The organism is Janthinobacterium sp. UMAB-60, from assembly GCF_900095235.1.
Lineage (GTDB): Bacteria > Pseudomonadota > Gammaproteobacteria > Burkholderiales > Burkholderiaceae_D > Janthinobacterium.
The window spans coordinates 157,440-183,652 of record NZ_LT607482.1 but is presented as its reverse complement, the minus strand read 5'-3'; the positions used below and the strand labels follow the sequence as shown (position 1 = coordinate 183,652).

Annotated in this window: 20 protein-coding genes; 2 read left to right on the top strand and 18 right to left on the bottom strand. The window is 53.6% G+C overall.

All coding sequences use genetic code 11. The features are described 5' to 3' along the window. The first annotated feature begins 28 nt into the window (after positions 1-28). Both K0F86_RS00795 and K0F86_RS00790 read left to right on the top strand, forming a co-directional pair. A complete protein-coding gene (locus K0F86_RS00795) occupies positions 29-1,270 on the top strand; it encodes a hypothetical protein (protein WP_219132511.1) in 1,242 nt (413 codons plus the stop codon). Further along, positions 1,260-2,138: a glycosyltransferase gene (locus K0F86_RS00790; protein WP_219132510.1), complete on the top strand. Its 879-nt coding sequence runs from the start codon at positions 1,260-1,262 to the stop codon at positions 2,136-2,138. The genes K0F86_RS00795 and K0F86_RS00790 overlap by 11 nt, the downstream gene beginning before the upstream one ends. Positions 2,139-2,401: 263 nt before the next feature. On the opposite strand, the gene K0F86_RS00785 is transcribed toward K0F86_RS00790, so the two are convergent. From K0F86_RS00785 to K0F86_RS00700, 18 genes are all read right to left on the bottom strand, one after another. After that, positions 2,402-3,559: an acyltransferase gene (locus K0F86_RS00785; protein WP_219132509.1), complete on the bottom strand. Its 1,158-nt coding sequence runs from the start codon at positions 3,557-3,559 to the stop codon at positions 2,402-2,404. Between the two features lie 93 nt (positions 3,560-3,652). After that, entirely contained in the window at positions 3,653-4,627 is a 975-nt protein-coding gene (locus K0F86_RS00780; protein WP_306823170.1) for a GDP-L-fucose synthase, read from the bottom strand. 1 nt (position 4,628) lies between these two features. Continuing rightward, on the bottom strand, positions 4,629-5,747 hold the full coding sequence (gene gmd / locus K0F86_RS00775; RefSeq protein ID WP_219132508.1) for a GDP-mannose 4,6-dehydratase: 1,119 nt from the start codon (positions 5,745-5,747) through the stop codon (positions 4,629-4,631). Positions 5,748-5,916: 169 nt separating this feature from the next. Beyond that, on the bottom strand, positions 5,917-6,843 hold the full coding sequence (locus K0F86_RS00770; protein ID WP_219132507.1) for a transketolase family protein: 927 nt from the start codon (positions 6,841-6,843) through the stop codon (positions 5,917-5,919). Next, complete coding sequence (locus K0F86_RS00765; RefSeq protein WP_257571926.1) at positions 6,840-7,649, bottom strand: transketolase; 810 nt, start codon at positions 7,647-7,649, stop codon at positions 6,840-6,842. The genes K0F86_RS00770 and K0F86_RS00765 overlap by 4 nt, the downstream gene beginning before the upstream one ends. A gap of 11 nt (positions 7,650-7,660) precedes the next feature. After that, complete coding sequence (locus K0F86_RS00760) at positions 7,661-8,746, bottom strand: NAD(P)-dependent oxidoreductase (RefSeq protein WP_219132506.1); 1,086 nt, start codon at positions 8,744-8,746, stop codon at positions 7,661-7,663. A 10-nt stretch (positions 8,747-8,756) separates the two neighbouring features. After that, positions 8,757-10,082 (bottom strand): lipopolysaccharide biosynthesis protein RfbH, encoded by a 1,326-nt coding sequence (gene rfbH / locus K0F86_RS00755; protein WP_219132505.1) that lies wholly within the window; start codon positions 10,080-10,082, stop codon positions 8,757-8,759. An 18-nt stretch (positions 10,083-10,100) separates the two neighbouring features. Then, positions 10,101-11,168, bottom strand: coding sequence for a CDP-glucose 4,6-dehydratase (gene rfbG, locus K0F86_RS00750; RefSeq protein WP_219132504.1), 1,068 nt, complete (start codon positions 11,166-11,168; stop codon positions 10,101-10,103). Further along, positions 11,168-11,938 (bottom strand): glucose-1-phosphate cytidylyltransferase, encoded by a 771-nt coding sequence (gene rfbF / locus K0F86_RS00745; protein ID WP_219132503.1) that lies wholly within the window; start codon positions 11,936-11,938, stop codon positions 11,168-11,170. The genes rfbG and rfbF overlap by 1 nt, the downstream gene beginning before the upstream one ends. Positions 11,939-12,505: 567 nt before the next feature. Next, positions 12,506-13,684 carry a glycosyltransferase family 4 protein gene (locus K0F86_RS00740; protein WP_219132502.1) on the bottom strand — a complete coding sequence of 393 codons (1,179 nt, stop codon included), beginning with the start codon at positions 13,682-13,684 and terminating at the stop codon, positions 12,506-12,508. 36 nt (positions 13,685-13,720) lie between these two features. Continuing rightward, a complete protein-coding gene (locus K0F86_RS00735) occupies positions 13,721-14,764 on the bottom strand; it encodes an acyltransferase (RefSeq protein WP_219132501.1) in 1,044 nt (347 codons plus the stop codon). A 50-nt stretch (positions 14,765-14,814) separates the two neighbouring features. Beyond that, entirely contained in the window at positions 14,815-16,089 is a 1,275-nt protein-coding gene (locus tag K0F86_RS00730) for an oligosaccharide repeat unit polymerase (RefSeq protein ID WP_219132500.1), read from the bottom strand. 44 nt (positions 16,090-16,133) lie between these two features. Then, the gene (locus tag K0F86_RS00725; RefSeq protein ID WP_219132499.1) at positions 16,134-16,898 is read right to left on the bottom strand and encodes a glycosyltransferase family 2 protein; all 765 of its coding nucleotides are present in this window, start codon (positions 16,896-16,898) and stop codon (positions 16,134-16,136) included. A gap of 179 nt (positions 16,899-17,077) precedes the next feature. Continuing rightward, complete coding sequence (locus K0F86_RS00720; RefSeq protein WP_219132498.1) at positions 17,078-18,316, bottom strand: Wzz/FepE/Etk N-terminal domain-containing protein; 1,239 nt, start codon at positions 18,314-18,316, stop codon at positions 17,078-17,080. A gap of 171 nt (positions 18,317-18,487) precedes the next feature. Further along, positions 18,488-20,248, bottom strand: a complete 1,761-nt coding sequence (locus K0F86_RS00715) for an SLBB domain-containing protein (protein ID WP_219132497.1) — start codon at positions 20,246-20,248, stop codon at positions 18,488-18,490. A 173-nt stretch (positions 20,249-20,421) separates the two neighbouring features. Further along, on the bottom strand, positions 20,422-23,298 hold the full coding sequence (locus K0F86_RS00710; RefSeq protein ID WP_219132496.1) for a YjbH domain-containing protein: 2,877 nt from the start codon (positions 23,296-23,298) through the stop codon (positions 20,422-20,424). Positions 23,299-23,722: 424 nt separating this feature from the next. Beyond that, on the bottom strand, positions 23,723-24,427 hold the full coding sequence (locus tag K0F86_RS00705; RefSeq protein WP_219132495.1) for a DUF4197 domain-containing protein: 705 nt from the start codon (positions 24,425-24,427) through the stop codon (positions 23,723-23,725). A 181-nt stretch (positions 24,428-24,608) separates the two neighbouring features. Further along, the gene (locus K0F86_RS00700) at positions 24,609-26,213 is read right to left on the bottom strand and encodes an SEL1-like repeat protein (protein WP_219132494.1); all 1,605 of its coding nucleotides are present in this window, start codon (positions 26,211-26,213) and stop codon (positions 24,609-24,611) included.

Below are 26,213 nucleotides of genomic sequence, written 5' to 3'. Positions count from 1 at the left end.
AATCTTTAAAACAAAAGCGACAAATCGAGTGATCAATAAACTTCTTGCAAAAACCAAGCTGCTTAAATTAATACTGATGCGTGTGGTGGCCACCGGTCTGGCTCTCACCATCAGCATTGTCGTGGTGCGTGAACTACCACTCGAACAGGTTGGACTGTACTATCTTTACGTCACGTTATCTTATCTGGCCAATGCGCTGATTTTCGTCGGAGCGGATTACCAGCTGCAAAGAGTATTGCATGATTTATCGGAAAAAAAATCAATCAATCTGCCGGAACTTTTTAAATATTCCTCCTTGATACTGATACCGGGGTTTTTGCTGGTATTAGCATTTGGCACGGCGTATATGTATGCGACCAGCGGTACCGGCCTCATCGTCGGCATCGCTTGCGCAGCGCTTGCCAGCATGACGTTCCTGTCCGCGCTGATGCGCAACCTGTTGCAACTCTCAGGCATGGCCACAAAATCGGCGCTGGTGAATTTATTTGAACAGCTAATGCGACTGTCGATAACAATCGCCGTGGTCAAAGCCGGCTTTCACAATGGCGAAAGCATCATTGCCGCCAATGCGATCGGTGCGCTGCTGGCCGCGACAATGGGCATCGGGCTGATTTATCGATACATGACGCGCGATAACCGTATCTATTTCTTCGGCTATAAAAAGTTGATCAAAAACATCATTCCTATCGGTTCTTCCGGCCTGATGAACTGGATGCAATTACAGGGATATCGTCCATATGTCAATTATGCCTTCCAGCGCCCCGACTTGATCGGCGCCGTTTCCTTCCTGAGTTCATTGGGCAGTACGGCCGCAAACGCATGCCTGGCGATTCTAGGCCAGATATGGATCCCAAAACAGTATGCAAGTCGTGGCGCTGCAACGTCGCGCTATTTCAAGATTGCGGTTGCCTGCATCATCGGTCTGGCGCTGGCATCGCTGCCTGCCGGTTGGGTCTTTCTTCATTTCACGAATCATCTCGATTTGATGCCCTACGTATTTTTGGTACCAGTCGGAGTATTGGTCGAAGGTGGCAATACTCTGATCGGGATTCATACCAATCATCGCAATGCCACCGGCCAGCCGCTCTGGATCATACCAATTGCCACCTTAGGCGGCATCATTATTACGGCGCTGATCCTGGTCTGTCCCGTGCCAGCGGCATCGCTGCCAGTGCTCATTGCTGCGGCATTAATTTCCGGCCAGCTCACCATCCTGAGCATCATAGCCTCTCATAATATTTTTATCAAAAGGCGGCTTTGTGTTAAATAATAACATTACAGTATGTATTTTCGCGTTCAATGAATCGGCACGTATTTTACGATGCATCGAAAATTTCAAAGATTTATTTCCGATCATAGTCATTGATAATTGCAGTACCGATGACATGCGCGAGCGTTTGACGACGGCTGGACATCGCTACAAAAGCATCAAGAATCCTGGGTTCATTGAAACTCCGGAGGTGATGGACAAGGTAGAGGCGGCCATTGACACCGATTACTTGTTGATCGCATCCGTCAGTGAATTCATACCGTTAGCACTACTACAACGGTATGCGGACGTCGCCAAAAGCAACACCCATGACGTGGTACGTGCGTTCCGAGTCAGCATTACCGCAGGAGAGCCGATTCCGATCAGCGGCCAACCGCGCAAAGGTTTTCCTGGAGAGTTACGCTTCTATAAAAAAGGAGCGGTCGACTACAGCGGCAATCAGGTTCATGATCGCGGACGCATGGTCTGTGCTCCGGACAGAGTATTGAACTTGGTGACCGATGAAACCTGTCATTTTTATCAGTTCAGGGACTACGATTGCGCCCGCACCGAGCGCACCCATGCCAACTACAATGACGTGCTGGCAAAGCAAAAATACGACGCCGGGACGCGCTTTTCGTGGCTGAAAATGATCATACATTCAAACAAGCAGTTCCTGAACAGCTACATACGGTTTGGAAGTTGGCGTTTTGGCATGCTTGGTTTCCTGCATTCATTTTATCGCTGGCATATGGAAATAGGCATCTGGTTGCGAATCTGGGAATGGGAAAACAACCTTTCCGGCGATGGCGTAAAAGATGCCAATAATAAGATCCGCTCGGAGTTTGAGAAAAAGATCGCGGAAGAAAAAGAAGTAGTATTGAAATAAATCGGCCCACCTGCAGTGTGATCGCCGCCAGATAACTGCGAGTCCTCACTGATCGAGATGTACTGGCAACACGAATCGTGCTGGCGGCGTTAAGACCCGGAATCGGCCACATGGATTTCCGGGCGTTACCGCATCAATGTCTTGCAACACTGACAGTATGCCACGCAGGTGCTTCTTGATCGTCAGCCTGGCAATCTAGAAGCGCCGTCCATTGCCTAATCAGTCACAGGTTGCCGGGCATGTCGGCATCCTTGTATAGTCATTCAAGCTATATTGAACAGCCGCCGGTAGGCGTTTCGCATTCTGTAAAGCGATTCCTTGGTCACTCGCTGCAAAGGCGGTTCGAGTTTCATAGCCACCAGCCACGATACAACTATCACTGCGACCATTGTGATGCCCAGTGCAGTCCAGCGTCCCATACCGAAGCTGATCAACCAGCCCATGGCAATACTTCCAGCCATCTGATGCAGCAGATAGATTGGAAACGTCATCAAGCCCGCCGTCCTGGCGGCGCGCAGCACCGGCTGCGGCAGGGTGTGAAAATGATGATTCAAGCGAGCTGACAGATAGATGAAAACTATGGAAAAAAGCCATATGCCACAAGTCAGATAGGCCGTGTAATCCTTGTCGGAATCGACATTCAGCGACCTCGAAGTCGCCACAATTTGCAGACAACCCGCAGCGGCAAGGATGGCAAACCATTTTGCATTTTTATAGCCGCCATGCTTGATTTGATTCCACAACAAAATTCCGATTGAGAAAAAGATACCGTGATGCACGAGCACCAGCGCGAACATCCGTTTTCCGCCTATTTTTTTCAAGATGGCCGACAATTGTTCGATATTCCAAAAGGCGGACAGATACGTGGCGAACCAGAAAGCGGCGCTGATACAGCCGATCAACACGGCAAAATTTCTGATCCATGAGAATTTATCGAAAAATAACAACATGAAAATCATCGAATAAAATCCCATTTCCATTCCCAATGTCCAGTAAGACGCGTCGATCATAGGACCGAACGGGATGAAAAATATGGCGCGCAAATAACGCAGGATCAGTTGAAATCCACCATCGACGGAAAACAGAAAAAATAGGGTAATGGATGCGCAAATCCACACACATGGCGCCAGTCGAATCACCCTACTAACAAAGAATTCAAAATAAGAAGCGCGCTGTGCGGAAAAGGCGATGACAAAACCAGAAATGACAAAAAATACCTGCACACCAATCCAGCCGAAATGCGAATAATCATAAATTTCGGGAAAGCCGGAAAATCCCTGACTGACATTCCTTGTTACCTTGTTGGGATCGAGCCCCAGCCAGAAACCGTAGTGATACCACATCACTATTATCGCAGCCATGAATCGCAAAATATCTATGCCGATCACGTGCTTGGGATTAACCTGGCTTTCACTTTTCATAATTTTTCTTAAATCAAATCTGGATCCGGCGATTTCCCTCGCAGGCGTGCAAGGGAAATCTATTGCTGCACCTAAGCAAGTGCAGGCAAGAAACTACTTTCGCGCTTGCAAGATGTTAGCGACGTACCATTTGTACGTCTCGCGCAAACCCGCTTCCAGGCTGATCGAGGCTTTCCAACCCAAGCTGTTCAAGCGGCTGACATCGAGCAACTTGCGTGGCGTGCCGTCGGGCTTGCTTGCGTCAAATACCACGCGGCCCTGATAACCGGTGACGCGCGCAATGGTTTCCGCCAGTTCGCGAATCGTGCAATCGATGCCGGTGCCGACATTGATATGACTTTGCATGGGCAGCGTCAGGGCTTTCAACGCGGCGCCATCCAGATTCATGACATGAATACTGGCCGCGGCCATATCATCGACATGCAGGAATTCCCGCATCGGCGTACCACTTCCCCATACCACGACCTCTTCATCGGCAGCGACTGTCGCTTCGTGAAAACGACGCAACAGCGCTGGAATAACATGGCTATTTTCCGAGTGGAAATTATCGTTTTGACCGTACAAATTGGTCGGCATGACCGAGCGGTAATCACGACCATACTGGCGGTTATAGCTTTCGCACAATTTAATACCAGCAATTTTCGCGATGGCATACGGCTCATTCGTCGGCTCCAGTTGACCGGATAGCAAAGCGCTTTCGGGCATGGGCTGAATGGCATTTTTCGGATAGATGCAAGACGATCCTAAAAACAGCAACTGCTGTACGCCATTCACATGGGCAGCATTAATAACATTCGATTGAATGACCAAGTTTTCGTAGATGAAGTCGGCCGGATAGGTATTATTGGCATGAATGCCTCCAACCTTGGCGGCAGCCAGGTAAACCTGGTCGAACTTGTTCTCCTCAAAGAATTTGGCTACAGCCGATTGATTGGTTAAATCAAGTTCGCTGCGCGTGGCTGTCAAAATTCGATTGCTCGCATCCTTCTGCAAACCACGCACGATAGCATCGCCGACCATCCCGCGATGCCCTGCTACAAAAATGTTCTTGATCTGAATATCACTCATATTAACGCTCCACCGAGATCGAGACGTCATGGCCGTGCGTCTTCAGCAATGCATGGCGCTTGGCCGCGACCAGATCGTGCTGGACCATTTCGGCACACATTTCTTGCGCGGTGATTTCCGGCACCCAACCCAGTGTTTCCTTCGCCTTGGTCGGATCACCCAACAAGGTTTCGACTTCAGTAGGACGGAAATAACGCGGATCAATTTTGACGATCACATCGCCCACTTTGACAGCAGGGGCGTTGCCTCCTTCAATTTTTGCGACGAACCCTATTTCGTCAACGCCCTGCCCCTTGAATTCAATGGTAATACCTAGCTCCGCGGCGGACCATTGAATAAATTCACGCACGCTGTACTGAACGCCGGTGGCAATAACGAAGTCTTCCGCTTTGTCTTGTTGCAACATCATCCATTGCATGCGGACATAATCCTTGGCATGGCCCCAGTCACGCAGCGCGTCCATATTTCCCATGAACAACACCTTTTCCAACCCTTGCGCGATATTGCTCATGCCGCGGGTGATCTTGCGCGTCACGAAGGTTTCGCCACGACGCGGCGACTCGTGATTGAACAAGATGCCGTTGCAAGCATACATGCCATACGCTTCACGGTAGTTCACGGTGATCCAATAAGCATACATCTTTGCTACGGCATACGGACTGCGTGGATAAAAAGGTGTGGTTTCGCGCTGCGGTGTTTCCTGTACCAGACCATACAATTCCGACGTCGAAGCCTGGTAGAAACGGGTTTTCTTTTCCAGGCCCAGCAGACGGATGGCTTCCAGCAGACGCAAGGTTCCCATACCGTCGACATCGGCCGTATATTCAGGCGACTCGAAGCTGACCGCTACATGGCTTTGCGCACCAAGGTTGTAGACTTCATCGGGCTGAACTTCCTGCAGGATGCGCGTCAGGTTTGACGAGTCCGACAGATCGCCATAATGCAGCTTGAAGCGTGAATTTTCCACATGCGGATCCTGGTAAATATGATCAATCCGCTGGGTATTGAATTGCGATGCACGCCGCTTGATGCCATGTACTTCATAGCCTTTTTCAAGCAGGAATTCTGCCAAATACGATCCATCTTGGCCGGTGACACCGGTAATTAAGGCTTTTTTCATTTTATGCAGAATTCAATAAGGAAATTAAAAAATATTCAAAAATCGAAAAATATTCAATTCTTTTCGAGAAAAATAACTGAACGTCCAAAAGTTATTTGGACATGTCAGGAGCGTGCAATACGGTACACATATCAAAACCATGAAGGTGCCGATGGCACTTTCATGGTTTCTATTTTTTTTCAGTTTGTAATACTTCTTTCAATTGCGACAGTAAGGCCACATCGTCGAGCTGGTGTTCGCGTATCAGGTAGGGATAGCTGCCACATTTTTCCGAAAACCGATCTTGCATGCCGTGGCGGATGACCCTGGCCCTGACACCCGATTTGGAGGCGATCAGTTCGGAAACCAGGCCGCCAATCCCGCCGTAAATGCTGTGTTCTTCCAATACCACCAGATTATCCATTTCTGCAGCAAGCTCCAGCAATTGTGCGCCATTGAAAGGTTTGATAGTCGGCATGCTCCACACTGTGCAATCACCAAGTTGCCGGGCCAGCTTCACGGCGGTATTGACCATCGAGCCGGTGGCAATGAAGGCCGTGGTTTTGTTGCTGCCGGCAACGACCGATAACAGATCGCCGATCGGCGCAGTCGGTACGGCCTGGTGCACGCCGCCGACATCCGACTTGCCGATGCGAACATATACCGGCTCCTTGAACTGCAGCGCATGCTTGAGCGCATATTCCATTTCGTGGGCATCCGAAGGCGACAGAATGGTGATGTTGGGCAGCGGGCGCAGCATGGCGATGTCTTCGGTCGACTGGTGGCTACTCCCCAGGCTGCTGTAGACGACGCCTGCGCCATCGCCGATGAAAACCACCGGCAGGTTTTCGTAACAAACATCCATTTTGATCTGTTCCAGCACCCGCACTGGCACGAAGGCGCTCAGGCCATAGACGATAGGCTTGAAGCCGGCCTTGGCCAAGCCGGCAGCCACGCCCACCATATTTTGCTCGGCAATGCCGGCATTGATGAACTGCGCCGGGAAAAGCTTGCGAAACTCGTCGAACAAGGCGTAGCCATGGTCGCCAGTCAATAACAATACTTTTGGGTCGACCTTGGCGGCATCGACAATTGCTTTCGAGAATGCGGATCTCATTGTGCTTGCTCCAACTCGGCCATCGATGCGCCAAATGTGTCTTCGTTCAGACGCGTGTAATGCCAGATGTTTTGATGCTCCATGAAAGAAACGCCCTTGCCTTTAACGGTCTTCGCCACGATGGCCTTCGGTGCGCCATTTTTATTGGCCTTCAACTGTATCAAAGCCTGATCCAGCGCCGCTTCGTCATGGCCATCCACCGTGACGGCGTCGAAGCCAAACGCTTCGAATTTGGCTTGCAGGCTACCCAATTGCATGACGTCCGCAGTGGCGCCCATTGCCTGGAAGCCGTTTTCGTCGACGATCACGACCAGGTTATCGAGCTTCCAATGTTTAGCAAAGAGCATCGCTTCCCATATCGGGCCTTCATTCATTTCGCCGTCGCCAACCACTGCGTAGCAATACTGGTCCGTGTTGGCCAGTTTTGCCGCCAGCGCCATGCCCGTGCCGACCGACAAGCCGTGTCCCAGTGAACCCGAAGTGACTTCGCAACCGGTGATGTGCGCATCCGACAAGCCCTTCAAGCGTGAACCATCGCTGAAATAGTTCTCAAGATCACTTTTCGGCAACCAGCCTTTTTCATACAGGCACGCATATTGCGCCATCACGCCGTGCCCTTTGCTCAGCACCATATAGTCGCGTTGCGCCGACTCCGGATCGTTATCCGGATAGCGCAAATGATTACGATAAAGAACGGCCAAAATCTCGATGATCGAGAAAGCGCAGCCGATGTGCACAGTTGACCCCGCATATGCCATCTTGAGCACGGTTGCTCGGAGTGTAGAAGCGTTAAATTCAGACATCATGAATTTCCGGATTAAGTACGACTGGCGGTCGATTGCATGATCGTCCAGTCAACGGTTTTACGTATGGCCGACGGTAAATCGGTATGAACAAACAGGTTCAAGTCCTTGCAGGCCTTGTCGATATTCGGAATATAGCGCTGCGCCGGCGCGTTTTCAACGGACTCGGCGGCGACGCTGAAACGTTCTTCGCCGAGCACCACGCGTGAAACGGTGGCGGCAAGCTGGCGTATCGTCAACGCCTGGTCCGAACCCAGGTTGTATGCTTGGCCAGGCTCACCCACGACGAGGATGGTCAGCAGCCAGACCACCATATCGGCGGCATATAGATAAGAACGGAAAGCCGTTCCGTCGCCACTAACTTTGATTTCCTGGCCCGCCATGGCATCGCGGATAAAGTTTCCCGCTGCAAAGTGGGCGTCGAGCGGCAAATAAGGTCCAAGCAGCGCGAACACCCTGGCGATACGGGTATCGATCCCATGCCGGGACGCGGCGCATTGCACCAGCCATTCGGAAACGCGCTTGGCCTGGCCATATGCGGTGTTTGGCTGCAGCGTGTCCGGCGCGCCGGCATAATCCTCGAGAATATGTGTCATTTTGCCCGGTTGGCGACCATACACGGCCCCCGAACTAGTCAGCAAGTAACGCTGTGCCTTGCACCTGATGGCCAGGGCCAGCGTTTCCTTGGTGCCATCGACGATATCGTCGAAGACCTGACACGGATCACTGCCGGCATTGGCGACATCGGTTGCAGCATGCAGCACGATATCGACCGGCTCGTTGAAGCCGCCCAAGGCATTGACATTGCCCATGATCAGGCGCACCGCTGGATGTTGCGCCAGGTGCGGCGCCTTGGCAACGAACGCCGCAGGGCGGCGCGTCAGTACCATCAGCTGCAACTCCAGCTGAAAATGCTGGTCGGCCCAAAGCAGCGCCTCCAGCAACCAGCAACCGATAAAGCCGGTTCCACCGGTGATAAAGATACGCTTGCCACGCAAGGCATGCCACACCACCGGTGCGGTTTTTTCAATGATCAGGCGCAAATCGTCTGGCGCGATGCCAGGCGAGTACGGACTCATTGACGTCGGTTCTTGAAACATGGACCGTTTTTTAGAAGTTGACGCCAAAAAACTCTTCGATCTTGCTGATCGAGAAGTCCATCATTTCCTTGGTCAAGCCAGGGAACACGCCAATCCACAGGGTATCGTGCATGATGCGGTCGGTGTTGGTCAGTTCGCCCGATACGCGATAGTTGCGGCCGATCATGTACGGCTGGCGCGTCAAATTGCCGGCAAACAGCAAACGCGTACCGATCTTGTGTTGATCGAGGAAGGTCAACAGGTTGACCCGGTCCACATTGGCCTCTGGACGCAAGGTGATCGGGAAGCCGAACCAGGATGGATCCGAGTTTGGTGTCGCTTCTGGCAGAATCAGGAATTCCTCGCAGCTTTTCAGCCCGTCTTTCATGTACGCGAAGTTGTCCTTGCGCGCCTGTACAAAACCGGCCGCGCGGTCCATCTGCGCCAAACCGCATGCCGCTTGCATGTCGGTGATCTTCAGGTTGTAGCCAAGGTGGCTGTAAGTGTACTTGTGATCGTAGCCTTCCGGCAGCGTGCCCAGCTTGCAGCAGAAACGCTGACCGCAAGTATTGTCCTTACCCGGTGCGCAGTAGCAGTCGCGGCCCCAGTCGCGGAACGATTCGGCAATCGCTTTCAGTTCCGGATTATTGGTAAATACAGCGCCGCCCTCACCCATGGTGATGTGGTGCGCAGGGTAGAAACTCATGGTGCCGATATCGCCGAAGGTACCGCACATCTGACCGTTATACGTGGCGCCCAGGGCGTCACAGCAATCCTCCACCAGCCACAGATTGTACTTTTTGCACAGTGCGACGATGACTTCCAGATTGAACGGATTGCCCAAGGTGTGGGCCAGCATGATGGCCTTGGTCTTGTCGGTAATGGCCGCTTCGATTTTGCTGGCGTCAATATTGTACGTTCCCAGTTCGACGTCGACGAAGACGGGCACGGCACCATATTGCAAAATCGGATTGACGGTGGTCGGGAAGCCGGCCGCCACACCGATGACTTCGTCACCGGGCTGAATCGCGCGCGCACCCAGTTTCGGCGACGTCAGGGCGGAAAAAGCGACCAGGTTGGCGGATGAACCGGAGTTCACCGTGATCAGAAATTCGACGCCGATGAACTTGGCCAGGCGTTTTTCAAATTCGTCATTAAAACGCCCCGTCGTCAGCCAGGCGTCCAGCGACGCTTCGACCATCAGGCCCATTTCAGGAGCGCCGACGACTTTGCCAGCCGGAGGAATCACGGTCACGCCAGGTTCGAAAGGTTTCGGCACGCTGGCCAGCGCACCGTATTGCACCACCAGGGCGGCGATCTGGTCGCGGATTTGTTGTTGGGTCAGTTGTTCGCTCATGATACAGCCTTCAATTTGTTAGGTATTTTGATAAGTCGTGATTTGTGCCAGGCTCAGCTCGCGCATGTCCAGGCCCTCGTCGAAGGCCTTGTGCCATTCAACGATTTTGGCGATCGTCTGCCCGATGTCCCAGCGCGGATGCCAGCCCAGCTGGCCACGCGCCTTGGAGCAATCAAGCTTCAAATAAGTCGCCTCATGCGGATGGTTCTGTCCGTCGAGCGACCAGGACGCGCCGGCGCCCCACTCTTGCGTCATGCGTTCGATAATCCACTCGACCGGCTTGGCATCGGTGTCATGCGGACCAAAATTCCAGCCTTCGGCATGCACAGGACCTTCGGTGTACAGCTTTTCTGCCAGTGTCAGATAGCCGCTCAGCGGTTCGAGCACATGCTGCCACGGCCGGATCGAGTGCGGATTGCGTATCATCACCGGCTGGCCGGCGCCAATGGCGCGCAGCATGTCGGGAATCAGTCTATCCATGGCCCAGTCACCGCCGCCGATCACATTGCCGGCGCGGCCACTGCCTAATGCAATGCCATGTTCCGCATACTTTTCGGCATTGAAGAAGGAACTGCGGTAGCCTGCCGTCACCAGTTCGGCACAACCCTTGCTGTTGCTATAGGGGTCGTAGCCACCCATCGCTTCGTTTTCGCGGTAGCCCCAAGGCCACTCGCGGTTTTCATAGCATTTGTCACTGGTCACATTGACCACCGAACGCACGCCGGGCGTGGCGCGCACGGCTTCGAGCAGATTGACCACGCCCATCACATTGGTCGCGTAGGTTTCCACCGGATTCACGTACGAATAACGCACCAGCGGCTGGGCCGCCATATGGATCACGATTTCCGGCCGCGCTTGTGCCATGGCGCGCTTGAGCGCTTCACCATCGCGCACGTCGCCGATAATCGACACCATGCCGCGCGCCACGCCCGCCACTTCAAACAGGCTGGGGGTGGTGGGTGCTTCCAGCGCATAGCCGGTCACGTCGGCACCCAGTTGCTGCAGCCAAAGACTCAGCCAGCCGCCCTTGAAGCCCGTATGGCCGGTCAGGAAAACCCGCTTGCCTTGCCAGAATGCTGCGTTCATCAGCAAGCCTTCCAGGGAGCTTTACCCGATTGCCACAGCTCTTCCAGCTGCACCTTGTCGCGCAGGGTATCCATCGGCTGCCAGAAACCGCGGTGAAAAAAGGCGTCCAGCTGACCTTCGGCGGCCAGGCGTTCGAGCGGCTGCTTTTCCCAGGTGGTGCTGTCGTCCGCGATGTAATCGATGACTTTCGGCGACAGCACGAAATAGCCGCCGTTGATCCACGCGCCATCGCCTTGCGGCTTTTCCTGGAAGCTATTGATTTTCTGGCCATCCAAAATCAATGCGCCGAAACGGCCCGGAGGCTGGGTGGCGGTCAGCGTTGCCATTTTGCCGTGCGCCTTGTGGAACGCGATCGATTCGGTGATATTGACATCACTGACACCGTCGCCATAGGTGAAACAGAACGCTTCTTCGCCTTCCAGGTATTGCTTGACGCGCTTCAAGCGGCCGCCGGTCATGGTTTCGTCACCGGTATCGACCAGCGTGACTTTCCAAGGTTCCGCATTGCGCGCATGAACTTCCATCTGATTATTCTGCATGTCGAACGTCACGTCCGAGGTGTGCAGAAAATAGTTGGCAAAGTATTCCTTGATGACATAACCTTTATAACCGCAGCAGATGATGAAATCATTCACGCCATGAGCGGAGTAAGATTTCATAATATGCCATAGAATCGGCTTGCCACCGATTTCAACCATCGGCTTTGGTTTGGTGGAAGTTTCTTCACTAATTCTCGTACCCAGACCACCAGCTAAAATAACTGCCTTCATTTCACACAACCTTAAAATTTAATGTATGCCCAAAAAAATGGCGAAATTAATAAATTGAAATAATTTTGAAGTTTATTCTCCATGTGCAAAACATTTTAAATTTCTAAACTTTTCAAATTTTGGCGAAATAAAATTATAATATTGCAATTTTTCTTTTCTTCGAATTCTCTTTACGCTGTATTTTTTTAACAGAGCATATAATTTTATCCGAAATTTTCGTTCACAAATATCGTCGCAAGAAAAATAATTACATGCTCGTCAATTCAATATCGTTGATTTCAAGTACCCTCACGTCCGGCGCTTCAAGAATAGCTTGCACTACCGTCCGGCAAAGCCCCTGCTGTGCCAAACGTTGCACGGCGAAAGTACTCGCAAGACAATCTTTCCACGTCAGCTAGCCAGAAGTCCGGTGCAACAGCGGCGGGCGCGCACTATACCGCAATTGTTGTTGTATTCATGCAAATGCATGCCGGGATCGACATCATCGGCGTTGTCATGATGAGCAGGCCGGCACCGCCAGCAGCACCGGTTGCACTACATGGCATGGGCCAGTCGCTGCATCGAAGCTCAACGCAGCGCCGAGCGTGCGCCAGACTCGAACTGTAGCGCTTTCACCGGCTGCACGCCATTTTTTCGATATACGTCAAGGTGCGACCGAATAAAAATCTCGAACGAAAATAATTTGTTCAGTCGCTCATTTCCACGCTCCCCCATTTGCTTGCACAGAGCGACATCCTCCAGTAGTCTGTCGATATTTTTTGCCAGCTGACCGGCATTTTCATTATCGGATAACAGGCCGCACACGCCATCCTCAACCACCTCCGGAATGGCTTGGGTCTTGGTCGACAAGATAGGCAAGTGATAATTCATCGCTTCCAGGAAGACCAGGCCGAACGATTCCCAGCGGCTAGGCATCAGGTAAACATCGGCTGCGGCATAAAATTCGGCGATCTCGGACTGCCATCCAAGCCAGACGATATGCTGCTCGATCCCCAGCGTTGCCGCTTGACGGTGCAGTTCATCACGCAATTCACCATCGCCGCAGACCAGCACCTTGAATGGCTTGCCGGACTTGACCGCCGCCACGGCATCGAGCATGACGTCGACGCCCTTTTGACGCTCAAGGCGGCCGCAAAACAAAAAGACGGTTTCTGCCTGCGTCAATCCCAAGCGGCTGCGTACATTTTCCCGTTGCGTCGCTTTTTCGCTTCCAGGCGTACGCAACGGCAGCGAGTTATAAATGACCACGGCTTTTTTCGCATTAATGAGATGAATCCGCTTGCCATACTCGACCATGTATCCAGACGGCGAGATATAAGTATCGGTGACCAGGTCGAGAAACTTCTCGATCAGCCAATATACCCATTTCTGCGGACTGGGCGTGAATTCATCGGCGCCATAAGCATGGATGGTATGAATGACCTTGACATCAGTTCCCGACAAAAAAGCTCCCAACCTGCCCATGAAACCGCCAAGGCTGGTATGAGTGTGTACGATCTTGTACTTTCCCGTAAGCAATAATTTTCTGACCTGGAGAACATTTTTAATCAAGCTCAGCGGATTGAAGGACGGCCGCTTCGAAAAGTGATGCACGTCGTCAAAACCACTTTCCACTTCCTTGTCCTGCGACACACCCGACGGATAAAACACAATCTCGCGCGGAACGGATTTGATGCCATTGGACAGCGCGGAAATATATTTACCGGAGCCACCCAGGCTTTTTGAGGTAACAAATAAGATAGACACAACAAGATTCCATAAATTAAAAAAAACTTGACCAGATTAATGAGCGGGCTGTGCTTCGAAATTTCTTTTCAGCGATCTTTTTACAGCGGCGCATAGCGGGATTTCCACCAGCTTGTAAAAAATAATCGCGATCGATATCACCACAAGCAGGGAAGAAAAATACAAGAAAAATAACGGAACATGCTCGAAATAATGCCAATTATAAGCAAGGCGGAATGCGCCATATACAAAGGGGTGAATCAGGTACAACGAGTAAGAAGAGTCCCCCAGCAGCGAAAACAGCTTGATTTCCCGGATCTGTCCCATCATATCCATGCCCGCGAGGGCAAACACCAGCATCGCCGCAGGAATACCGGCACAGACAACGCGGCCAAACTGCTCGTAATAGTCCAGCATGAAGACGAACATCAGTACAGCGCTCAAGACCAGAAGCAGTTGCGCCGGCAAGCCGATATCGATTTTTTTTTCAATATACAAATGCGCGATTACCACACCCATGAAAAACTCCAAGATAATCGGACTGGAAAAGAACGTAATCAGAGCAAAATCATGGTTGAACCGCAGGATCAGGTTGGCGCCGACAACGAAGGATGCAAGGAACAAAAATAGCTTGAGTAGCAGATTCTTTTTTACAGCTAGGAATAACATGAAGGAAAGATAAAAAAACCATTCATACATCAATGTCCAGCCGATCGCATAAATCGGAAAAATGCTGGTCGTTGAATTGGGCGCCCAATGTGGGAAAAATGCCAGACTCAACAGGAAATGCGGAATCGTAAACTGGGCACTTTTAAACACCCCGGGGGAAAGTACAAGGATAAAAGCCAAAAAAAACGTCATTATCCAGTAAGTAGGAACAACACGCGACACGCGATTGATCAGATACTGCTTCGGTGACGGACTGTGACGAGTCGACAGATATAGTACAAAACCACTGATAACAAAAAACAAATCAACACCCATCCCCCCCCACCAAGAGTGAAAGTCATTCAGCACTATTTCGTAGAAATGGCAGTGCACCACCATCAATGATGCCAGTGCTCTGAGATATTGGATTGAATTAAATTTTTGCTTGAGCATGACTATTGAAATATGTACCATGAAATCTGAAGGTGGCGTGGGTCGCCAGTTCAGCCAAATTTAACCTCTGTATTGGCGACTTCACGGCCCCAGGTTTTCCAACCCAACATACGCAAAAGTATCAATGCAATGATAAACATTTGAATCGGAGCTTCATTCATATAGCCGACAATGAATCCGTAAAAATATGTTGAAACTGCAAGAACATAGATAATGGCCGCATTGCCATCCCTCGTAGCCTTGATGAAATAACCATAAGTGACGCTGAGTATCCAGCCGAAAAAAATGCCTCCAATGACAGGACCGAAATCGCCGAGGTACAACACGAATTCGCTCAGATAGCCGAAATTGATACTGACGCCGATGAGCTTCAATTCCGGATAGGTCAGATTGGTCAGGAAGGTGGAAAAATTCGGCGGCTTTTCCGCATAAAACAATCGTGGCACAGGTTGCAGAAGAGCATCAAATATTTTCCATGGATCCATGTAAATTCTTGAGAAATAAGATCCCAGTACCTGATTATCAAAATAATCAAATCGGTTATAAACAATCTTCAACGGATCTTCTAGGAATCTTTCAACAAACAAATTGTAGATCAGCGAAATGTCTGCGGTACCGAACATCAACTGTTCACGGATGATCGTGTATAACGGCGTAAATATCAGTAACGCAAAAAAGACAAAAACGGTCGAAAAGCGCATGATCCTGACCGAATAGCGGATGTTCAGGAAGGACAGGCCGGCGACGAAGAAAAAGACAAACAGTGAGGCGAATCCTGTCGTGAAACAAAAAGCGATAACCATAAACATCACAGCGTGATCGAAGAAACGGGTTTTTTTAAGATAAACCTTGTTGAAATAAGCTATACCCTTGAACTTGAAAAAGAATAAGAAAGTCAGAAAAAAATAAGCCGCGCCACCGCCCTGAATCGACTGACGAAAACCCAGCGGATTGGAAAATGGATTGCCGACCGATAAAAACCCGATCAATATCAAAATTCCAATTAGAGAAAAAAGAATATAATTTAGCTTCTTTTCCAGATGCGCATCAAAGACAAAAATTCTATTTTTGTGTGCATTTTTTTCAGGTTCACCATTCTTGTTCTTTTTATTCGCAACCCACATCCGATGGAAAAAATAGGTAGATAATGCGAAAAATAGGGCAACCATCGAGTCGCCAAACCAGAGTTCCCAATGCGGTGGCATCTGGTTGGTGACATATCGATAATAAAATTTCCCATATATAAAAAACGAGGTAAATGCTATATAAGCAAACCACGGCGAAGATGCTCTTAGCCAGAGAAAGTATTTGTCTTTAAAATTCATAATTCTCTTAAATTTTCTTCATCTTCAATACACGAGTTTCACGACTACTTGAATTTTGCAAGAAACGCACTCAACTTGAAAATAACTATTTTCATATGCACATAGGTGTCATAAAAAATATCGCCTTTTATCTTGTTTTTTCTTCTAGCCGCCAGCATTTCGTTGAGCAGGACAATTTTTGTTTTCGGCGTTCTGGACAAGCCTTCATTTCCCATCGAAACATGGTATTGCTCACAGAATCCGATAGCGGACAACTTGCTCAGCCTGAGCACGAATTCATAATCGCCGGCGATACGGAAATTCGGGCTGAATTTCCCCAGTTCCTTGAAGGTCGACATCCTGTGCAACGAACCGCAATGCGTGAACGGCATCTTCTTGCGCAATCTTCCGATGACATCGCTGATCGGATAGTTTTCCAGCTCGACAAAATTGCCGGCACCATCGACCAAATTGATGCGTGGATAGACCAATCCCAGACTCGCATCTTTTCCTGCAAACGTGAGGCCGCGCGACAGGCTGCCTGGGTCAGAAAAATAATCATCGGAGCCAATGAACGTCACCCATTCCCCGGTTACTCGCTCAAGGCCCTTATTCCAGGCGTCATAAACGCCGCGATCCGGCTCGGAGATAAAATAGGCAATCTTGTCGATAAAATTATTAACAATAAGTTGCGTGCCATCGGTCGAACCGCCGTCAATGACAATAACTTCTGGCCGATTGGTCTGTTCGAATATACTGGCCAGACATTTTTGTAATGTCTTGGCGCTATTGTAGGTGGCGATTACTACCGTGCAGCTGGGGATACTCAATTAAATTTCCTTGAAAAGATGGAACGAATCTGGAAAAAGCATTCAGTCAATCGCTGAGTTGGAAGTCTCATTCAGGCATGCTCTGTCAAATAGAGTTGCATATTGATTGACGGCAATATAAAAAACTTACCGCAGATTTCCTGCGGTAAGTTTTATTAACGAATCGTTGGCAGATAGTCTTACGACGATTTCAGACTGTCAGACAGCTTTCTCAAACGCCTTAACTGGGCCGGATTTTGTTTCATTTTTCGTAAAAACTCGCTGGCAAGTATCCAGAACATCGTCAAAATACCAACAAACAGGATAGTACTGACGACGATCACGCCGCGATTAGGTTTGGATTTCTTGTCCGGTACGATCGCAACATCGAGCGCCTGGATAATCGAGCTATCCTTGGCTTCATCAAGTTTTGCAATCTCGAACTGTTTTGACATCAATTCAAATATCGTTTCCGCATATTTCACATCGCGAACGCGACGCACATATTCCAGTCCAGCTTCAGGTATGCGTCCCGAACCAACCAACAGATCGCCGCTGCCCTGATTCAAGCCGGACTCCATCTTCTTCAACTGCTCGCGCAAGCCCACCAGTTCTTGCCGCGCTCGCATGTATTCCGGATTTGAACCCGTCGCAAATGTCTGCATGGCGCTCAAAGCGACTTCCTTGGATGCAATTTGCGCACGCAAGTCGGCAGACGATTTGATCAACGCTTCAGCCTGACCATTCAGTTGAATCAGGCCCGACTTCTCTTGCATGACCTTCAGACTCACCTCGGCATCAGCCAATAACTGCTTGGACTGCATCAATTGTTTTTCAAAAAAAAGGCGTCGCCGCGAAGCTTCGGTAATCGCCAGTGTCTGCGTCAATCTTTGTAGCTCTTCCACGTAGCCGTTGGCCAGCGCCGCGGCGCGCTTCGGGTCCTTGTCCTTGACATCAATGGCAATGATGCCTTCTTTGCCCGAACCGATGGTGCTGGAACTGGACAGTGTCAGACGGGTATCGGTCAGCGTTTTGGTGCCATACACTGACTGCAACTTGAAGCGTTCAATGATGCGATCAGCGACAGTCCGACTATTGAGCATGCCAATATACAAGTCACTTGGATTTTTCAGCCCTAACGCACTACCCGACATCCCGCCTAGCGCACCCAACTGCCCCAGAATTGCGGAGGAGCCCGATTGCGATTGCTGCGGCGGCAATACGGATGCCGTACCTGTATAAATGTTCGGCATCAGCAAAGACAGTCCGCCAGCGATGATACCGGCCAATAGTGGTATGCCGACGATATAGAATTTTTTTCGTACAATAATCGTCAACAAGTCCAATGAATTCACTTCCTCATCGTCATGCTTGAGTGTCGTGTTACCGTCTGCCAGAACACCGGGGCGTACCGCCTTATCTTCCATTGTTTTATCCATGCCTGTAATTGAAACTATAACTTTACGATTCACAACACCTGACAAACACCTGGCAAGCAAAGCGGTGAAGTGGCCGCGAAGCGCAGCTGTACCAGATGGACAGCAAGCATCGCAGGCACCTGTACCGACGCGCGGCAGGTTTTATCCTATGTTTTTCATATATTCAGGAAATTAATTCTTCAACACTTTCAAACCAGCCGCACCCAAACCAAACTGGTAAAAGATCGACGTCCATTCCTTCAAGCTCTGCATAAACGTGCTGCGATCGATTTTTTCCGGCACCACCACGGTATCACCAGGATTCAAAGCTGTGCCGCCAATACCGCTGAACCAGCCTGTACTTTGTCCGCTCTGCGCCGTGCCGTCTGCGCGTATCACGTACATCTCGGATTTATCCGCAGTGATGGTCAGACCACCGGCTTGCTGGACATAATCGTTCACCGTGCGCTGTGGGCGGTAGACAAAGGCGTTTTGCTGGAATACCGAGCCAAGCACATCCACCGTGCCCGGGCGGCGCGGGATCATGATCGTATCGCCATCCTGCAAGGGCAAGTCGGGTAAATTCTTGATTTGCGTCTCAACTCCTGGCAAATCGAGCACGATGCGGCCTTCCGCCTTGATGCCGCGCAGTTTTTGCACGATGCGACGCTGTTGCTCAATTTCCGCCGTCAGTTTAGCCGCGTTAGCCTGATCGGCTGAGGCGCCCATGCGCTGGGTGGCATTCGACTCCAGATCGCGTTCAAAACGGTCCGCCACTTCATTCAACTTGGCTTGCTGGGCACGCCGTACCGAATCGCGGTTCAACTGGGTGGCGTACAGATAGCCGTTTTCATTCGCACCTCCCACGCGGGCGATCAACTCGCGCAGGGTCTCGCCTTTCTTCAGCAGAAAGATGCCGCTTTGTTTGGCTTCACCGGCCACGCGCACGTATTCATTCTGGATTTGTGCCTGCACCGGCACGGCACCCGGCGCAAATACGCGCAGCACATCGGTCGGTTTTACGGGGATACTCGCCAGCTGGGTGCTGGTGACGGTTTTATCGGCGATCAGTTCCACCACCGTCTTGTATTGATTGTCGACGTTCTTTTCAACGATCACTTGCTTCGTTTCCGCTGCGGAATCGAAGCCGCCGGCCCAGCTCAACACATCGGCCAGGCTGGCATTGCCTTTCAATTCGAAAATGGCGGGCTGCTTCACATTGCCCGTCAAGGCCACCAGGGGACCGACTTCCGGAATGTAAATCACGTCGCCGTCGCGCAGGGTCATGTCGCTGCTCTTGTCGCCTTTGGCCAGCATGTCGTACAAGTCGAAGGTGCTGACGGTTTGTGCGCCACGCTTCAATTGGATGTTGCGCATGCTACCCGTGGCGTCCGGGCCGCCCGAGGTGAACAAGGCGTTCAACAGCGTGCTCATGGCGCTCAGGGTATAGGTGCCGGGACGCACGGCGTGGCCGACCACATACACTTGCACGGCGCGTGTCTGGGCGATGCTGGCCGTCAATTCAAAGTTGTTGTAAATCTTGCCGACGGCTTTCTTCAGGTAACCCTGCAAATCCTTGTACTGCACGCCGCTGACCTTGACGGAGCCGACGCGGGGAATGAAGATCGCGCCGCTGCGGTCGACCGTGGCGCTGACGTCGATATCGACCATGCCCCAGCCGCGCACCTGCAGCTCGTCGCCCGTGCCGATGACATAGTCTTGATTGACCTGGGCCGCATCAAACGGCGCGAAGGTGGACGGCACGTCGCTGAACAGGTCCTTGCCAAAAATGGCCAGGTTTTGTCCTGTGACGCCTGCCGCATAGGCTTGAAACGGCCCTACTTCGGCGGCGGCACGCTTGGCCGGACGGCTGGCGGGCGGGTTCTGCGCCTGGCGCTGTTCGCCGCGGCTGCGAATGGCCGGCAGGCCGCTGCCCGTCTCCATCGATTGCATTTTGGGAATGTCACTCGCCCCAAGGTCTTGTGCAACGGCGGAACCCATTCCCATCAGGCAAGCCGAGAAAATCATGTGTTTAACGAACGGTGAGGAAGTACGAAGTTGCTTTTTCATGCTGGTCTTTGTCTGGATGAATGATGTTGTATGAGTAAAGGGGGCACCATGAGCGCCTAATACTTGCCCTGCCAGGTCACGCTGATTTCTTTCGGTCCCGGATTGATCGACAAACCCGATTTGCTCTGGTCGCGCTGCGCGTGCCACAGCCAGCTGCCCATGGCGTAGCCGACGATGCCGCCGGCGACCGTGTCGGACACCCAGTGCTTGCGGCCAAATACGCGGCCGGCGGAACCCACGGCAGCCACGCTGTACAGCCATGGCGCATCGTATTCCTTGGCAAACGGCGTCACGGCGGCAAAGCCGATGGCGGCATGCGCGGAAGGGAAGGATGAATTCGAACGGGAACTGCCGCTGCCGACACGGCTCCACGCTCCGAGGTCTTCCTCCGGACGGGCGCGGCCAAACGCATATTTGCCGGCCACCGCCACGCCCGTTGCCGCGGCAACCGATTGCAGGGAAATGAGTCCCGTATTTTGCATGCGCTCATCGCCCAGAGCGAAGGCCGCCGCCGCCGCTCCCACTGCCGCGTATGGCATGGCCTTGCCCAGCTTGTCCCAGTTGCGGTAAACCTTGGAATCTTCATGTTTCTTCACGAAACGGTCGACGGGCTTGTCGCTGAGGGCTGACGCCAGCACCACGCCCCCGACCACCGCCGTCGCCTTGAGCCATTCAGGGGCGCTCGGCGTAGCGGATGCGGATTGCTCCAGGCGCGCGCGCATGGCGGGCCATGGGCTGACAAACGGCCGGTCTGGCGGATTGACGGCAGGCAGGTGCTGTTCGTCCGGGCGCTCGGCAAAGTTACCCAGTCCATCGTAGCTGTGCATGTCGGCGCGCGGACGCTCGAGCATGTCGTACAGGTCGCCCGGCGAGGCCACCATCTGCCCCACGTCGCGCGTCCATGGCGCAATGGCGAAGCCGGCCGTCGACTGCGTGTCCATCGGCAACATGCTGTTCAACGGCACGGACAGGAAGATGCCACGGTCCTGGTATGGCTTCGATGGCGTGCCGGGACTGGTGATATCGTTGCCGTTCGTATGCGTGTACCAGGCGCCCACTTCGATGCCGGACTGGAAGCGGCGCTTGAATTCCACGCGCACGCCCGTGTCTTTCGCCAGGAAGCGGCCGGCGCGCGCCGTGACGGTAATGTCGTGCGGCAAGCGGTAGTGCAGGGAGCCGATCGCCGTCACCGTCTTGTAGTCGCGCGAGTCGAGCAAGCCCTTGAAACCACGCTGCTGCAAGGCATCGACGGCCACGTCGGCCGCCCAGCGGCTGTCCTTCGGCAGGTACAGCACCTGGCCGCCCACACCGCGGAACATGTCTTCATACAGGCCGGCCGACAGGCGGGTATATACGCGCTCGGCGGGATTGTCGTATTTGTTCAGCAAGACGCGGCTCAGCGAGAAACGTCCGCCGCGCAAGTATTCCGCGATATCGGTACGCACGTGCGGCAAATTGCTGTTCGATGGCTGCTTGACGCCCGACACCGTTTCCAGCAGCTGCAGGCTGGCGGCGCTATTCAGGTACAGGCCATCGCCCAGGCGGCGGTCATAGTTGGCCACGGCCGAAATCGAATAGCGGAAGGCGCCGCTCGGATCATTGAAGAAGAAGCCCACCTTGGGAGCGATTTTGAAACGGTTCGCCTCCCGGTCCAGCGATTTGATCTGCACCACGTCGCCATCGACGCCGACACCGACGGCCAGCTTGCCATCATCCTTGAGGACATCGGCTGCGGGCGCGGGCACCGCCGGTGCAAGGACAGGCGCAGTGGGTGCAATGGCGAGAGCCGGTGCGGTGGCAACGACCGGTGCCGGAGCCGGAGCAGCGGCCACGACGGGCGCTGGCTTGTCGAGGAATTCTTTCAGCCAGCTTTGCTGATCATCCCGGATGACATCGCTTTTCTCCGGATAGCGCAGCAGCACGACGTCGAGGAAGGCCTTGCGGTCGATCTTGCCTGCCAAATAGTCGTTCAGTTTTGGCAAATCAAAGAATTCGTAGGTGGCGATCGGCTGGTCCAGCTTGGTGTACGTGATGCGCAGGGTCGTCACGCCCTTCGGCATGAAGGCGACGGCAGTGCGCGCGGCGCGGCCAACGGCGCGGCCCATGTTCGAAATACGGCTGTTGGTCAGGCTCAGGCTGAGGGTATTGCCTTCCTGCTCGACACGGATATTCTTGTAGTCCTGCTTCACCAGCGCCTTCACCAGATCGGCGCCGTACACGGCGTCGCGGTGCCACTCTTCCTTGCTCGGCAGCGGTGGTGGATTCTTGTCGTCGACGAAATACGCCGGTTCGTACACCTTGGGCACGAACTCGCGCTCGCCAAACGGAATGCTGACAAAAGCATTCAGGCTGAACTGGTCGCGGTTGCGTGCCGCTTGCAGGGCAAGCCAGCCCCAGCGGTACTCCAGGCCCACGGAGGCGCCCTTGCGGCGCTTGCCCGCATTCGTTTCGCTGGCGCGGAAGTCGCGCAGGTAATTCGTTGTATCGTATTCGGCCACCACCGACCAGCGCGGCAGCGCGGCCGGGGTCCAGCGCGCGCCGGCAAACACGCCGTCCGGGCGTTTATGGGCATAGCCCAGGCTCGCTTCGATATTCTTGCTGGCGCCAAAAGTCTTGGTGGCAACCACGTATTGCCCCTTGAACAGCTCGGTACCGAACAGATCCGTCATGCCGACGGCGACCGACGGCATCCACTCCGTTTCCGTCCACAGGCGCAATTTGCCGTCGACGACTTTATCCTTGTAGCGGCCATAGCCACTGCCATACTCACCGGGCACGTTGGTAAAACCAGGAATGCCCGAGATCGACACATAACGTCCCGTCATTTGCAGGAAAGGCAGGATACTCGCCGTGGCCCACAACTGGCCATACGGGCTGTCGTAGCTATAGCCGACGCTGAAGGTACCGTCCGTTTCCACCACGGCGCTGGGCATATTGATATACCCGGATTGACCGCCATGATTCGACGTCGCGGCAATCGCCGAAGGCGCGCCAAGCACCAAGCAGCCACACCAGGTATATTTAATTGATTTTCTGAGTACGCTTAACAAATCTGGCTACCTAAAATATCCTGCACCTGGAATTCCTGACTATGTCTTCAGAAAATCAATGAGCTTGGGGAAACGTGAATAAAACGAAAAAAGGCCAACCGACGGGCATCTTGCAATGCCACACATCAGTTCGCCACTAAAACTCGGCATTTCCGGGAAATTGCGCGTTGCTTGACCATGCCCAGGAATGTATGTCGCAGAATTTTAACATTGTTTTCTTGTAGCAAATGCTTAACTTGTTTCCCTAGCGCTACACCTGTCAGTGCGGCGCACACGCCGCCTGCGGCTTCGCAGCACGCATCAATACTCACTTCAAACTGCCAAACACTTTGCCGATAATCTTGCTGCCATAAGCGAGCGGATTACTGCGGATGGCTTTTTCTTCCTCGCCTATCATCAGATACAGGCCGTCAAGCGCCCGGTCGGTCACGTAAGCTTCCACCGTCGATTGTTGCTGCGGCACCAGTCCCGTCTTGCCGATCTGGCTCATGGTGCTGTTGTATTTGCCGGCCAGGCCGGAACGGTCGGTCACGGATTTCACGATGGGCAGGAATTTGACGGCCAGCGGTGCCGAGGTCTTCTGGCGGAAAAAGTCAGTCACCGACGTGTCGCCACCGGACAGGATATTTTTCGCATCGGTCACGCTCATCGACTTCACCGCATCGAGCAGCAAAGGCTTGGCCATGGGCACGGCCGACTCGGCGGCACGGTTCATCGCCACCACCAGATCGTCCAGTTGCTGGCCACGGCCCGTCATTTTCAGCAAAGGCTGGGCTTGCTCCAGGATGCGGGGCAGCTTGATTTTGACCTTGTCGTTGTTCAGGAAACCATTCTCGACACCCAGTTTCGATACGGCGGCAGCGGAACCGGCTTGCAGCGCCGCTTTCAAGCCATTGCTGGCGTCCTGGTTGCTGAGGGCATCCAGGGGACTGGCGGCGCCTGCGCCGGACGACAGCAGCGCCAGCGCGCACAGAATGGCAGCCGGACGGCCAGGGAAAGGGTTCAGGCGCATGGTTTTCCTTTTCTAAAGAATAGTCAGACCACCTTCTTCTGGAACATTAGCACATCAAAACTGCAAATACTGCAGCAATTTGTTGTGTCCAGGGCAAACAAGGGGGTCCGCAGACGGCGGAGGGAAAGGACTATACAGCACCTGCTGTTGTATCCGCGCACGCTAACGCCGGCGGCGCAGCTCAGCCTGCTATCGCCGCCAGATGTTCGCGCACCCGCGCCAGATCTGTCTCGCGCATGCGCGCCGCTGTCTGGCGCAAGGATTTTTCCGCACCGGCCACGCCGGCTGCCGCCGCCATCGACAGCCAGATATACGCCTGTTGCAAATCAAGCGGGCCACCCTGGCCGCTGGCCGCCATCAAGCCCAGGTTCATTTGCGCCCGCGCATGGCCCTGGCGCGCGGCCAGCGCGTACCAGTCCCAGGCGGCGGCATAATCCTGCGGCACATCCTGGCCATTGTCGTGCCGCAGGCCCAGCGCAAACTGGGCCAGGCTGTGGCCCTGCGCGGCGGCGCGGCAGTAACAGGCGCAGGCCTGCTGGCTGTCGGGTGCCGGGCCATCGTCGCGGTCGTGCAAGACGCCCTGCATGTATTGCGCCGGCGCGTAATCCTGCTCGGCGGCGCGGCGGTACCACTCCAGCGCCAGCGACAGATCCTGCGGCACGCCCTGGCCATGTTCATAACGCAGGCCCAGGTCGAATTGCGCCCGCACATGTCCCTGGTCGGCCGCCTTGCGGTACCAGAAGATGGCTTCCTGCGCATCGACAGGCATGCCCTGTCCATGCTCATGCAGGAGTCCCAGCTGATACTGCGCGGCGGGAAAACCCTGCCCGGCCGCCTGGCGGTAGAACACCTGCGCCTGGGTATAGTCCTGCGCGCCATGTTCATGGTGCAGGCCCAGGTTGTGCTGGGCCGCCGCGTGGCCCTGCCCTGCCGCCTTCACGTACCACGCCAGCGCCGTCTGTTTATCGCAGGGCACGCCCTGGCCATTGTCGTAGATCAGGCCCAGGTTGAACTGCGAACTGGCATGGCCCTGCTCGGCCGCGCGCCGGTACCAGCTGATCGCCTGCCCGCTGTCCTGCGGCAGCACGTCGCCGTTTTCATAGCGCAGCGCCAGGTTGAACTGGGCCGGCGCATAGCCCTGCTCGGCCGCCTTGCGCATCCAGGCGGTCGCCTGCTGGCGGTCCTGCCGCACGCCCTGGCCATTGTCGTAGCGCAGGCCCAGGTTGAACTGCGCGCGCGCATAGCCCTGTGCGGCCGCCTTGCGATACCAATTGATGGCTTGCACGAAATCCTGTGGCACGCCCTTGCCATTGTCATACATCATGCCCAGATTGTTTTGCGCACCCGCGTCGCCCTGCTCAGCCGCGCGGCTGAACCACAGCATGGCTAGCCCGCTATCTTGCGCGAGTCCCTGGCCCTTGGCATACAGCCAGCCCAGGTTGTACTGCGCCGCCGCGTAACCCTGCTCGGCCGCCTGCTGGTACCAGTGCGCGGCCTGCACAAAATCCTGCGCCACGCCCTGCCCTTTCTGGCACATCACGCCCAGGTTGTATTGCGCGTGCTCGAGCCCCTGCGCGGCGGCCAGGCCATACCAGTGCAGCGCCAGCGCATAGCTTTGCCCGATACCCTGGCCGTTGAAATACATGAAGCCGAGGCTGTGCTGGGCATTCGCATTGCCCTTCTCGGCCAGCCCTTTCAGGCGCAGGAAATCAGCCGTGTAATGAGCCGCCGTGGAATGAGCAGCCGTGAAATGCGCGGCCGTGGAGCGGGGAGCGGCAGGCGGCAT

Excerpts from the sequence above, each read along its gene's own strand:
- K0F86_RS00765 (WP_257571926.1), bottom strand. The coding sequence starts at position 7,649 with ATGATGTCTGAATTTAACGCTTCTACACTCCGAGCAACCGTGCTCAAG.
- K0F86_RS00760 (WP_219132506.1), bottom strand. The coding sequence starts at position 8,746 with ATGTTTCAAGAACCGACGTCAATGAGTCCGTACTCGCCTGGCATCGCG.
- gmd (WP_219132508.1), bottom strand. The coding sequence starts at position 5,747 with ATGAAAAAAGCCTTAATTACCGGTGTCACCGGCCAAGATGGATCGTAT.
- K0F86_RS00730 (WP_219132500.1), bottom strand. The coding sequence starts at position 16,089 with ATGAATTTTAAAGACAAATACTTTCTCTGGCTAAGAGCATCTTCGCCG.
- rfbF (WP_219132503.1), bottom strand. The coding sequence starts at position 11,938 with ATGAAGGCAGTTATTTTAGCTGGTGGTCTGGGTACGAGAATTAGTGAA.
- K0F86_RS00700 (WP_219132494.1), bottom strand. The coding sequence starts at position 26,213 with ATGCCGCCTGCCGCTCCCCGCTCCACGGCCGCGCATTTCACGGCTGCT.
- K0F86_RS00735 (WP_219132501.1), bottom strand. The coding sequence starts at position 14,764 with ATGCTCAAGCAAAAATTTAATTCAATCCAATATCTCAGAGCACTGGCA.
- K0F86_RS00780 (WP_306823170.1), bottom strand. The coding sequence starts at position 4,627 with ATGAGTGATATTCAGATCAAGAACATTTTTGTAGCAGGGCATCGCGGG.
- K0F86_RS00720 (WP_219132498.1), bottom strand. The coding sequence starts at position 18,316 with ATGGATAAAACAATGGAAGATAAGGCGGTACGCCCCGGTGTTCTGGCA.
- K0F86_RS00705 (WP_219132495.1), bottom strand. The coding sequence starts at position 24,427 with ATGCGCCTGAACCCTTTCCCTGGCCGTCCGGCTGCCATTCTGTGCGCG.
- K0F86_RS00715 (WP_219132497.1), bottom strand. The coding sequence starts at position 20,248 with ATGCAATCGATGGAGACGGGCAGCGGCCTGCCGGCCATTCGCAGCCGC.
- K0F86_RS00770 (WP_219132507.1), bottom strand. The coding sequence starts at position 6,843 with ATGAGATCCGCATTCTCGAAAGCAATTGTCGATGCCGCCAAGGTCGAC.
- K0F86_RS00785 (WP_219132509.1), bottom strand. The coding sequence starts at position 3,559 with ATGAAAAGTGAAAGCCAGGTTAATCCCAAGCACGTGATCGGCATAGAT.
- rfbH (WP_219132505.1), bottom strand. The coding sequence starts at position 10,082 with ATGAGCGAACAACTGACCCAACAACAAATCCGCGACCAGATCGCCGCC.
- rfbG (WP_219132504.1), bottom strand. The coding sequence starts at position 11,168 with ATGAACGCAGCATTCTGGCAAGGCAAGCGGGTTTTCCTGACCGGCCAT.
- K0F86_RS00710 (WP_219132496.1), bottom strand. The coding sequence starts at position 23,298 with ATGCCCAGCGCCGTGGTGGAAACGGACGGTACCTTCAGCGTCGGCTAT.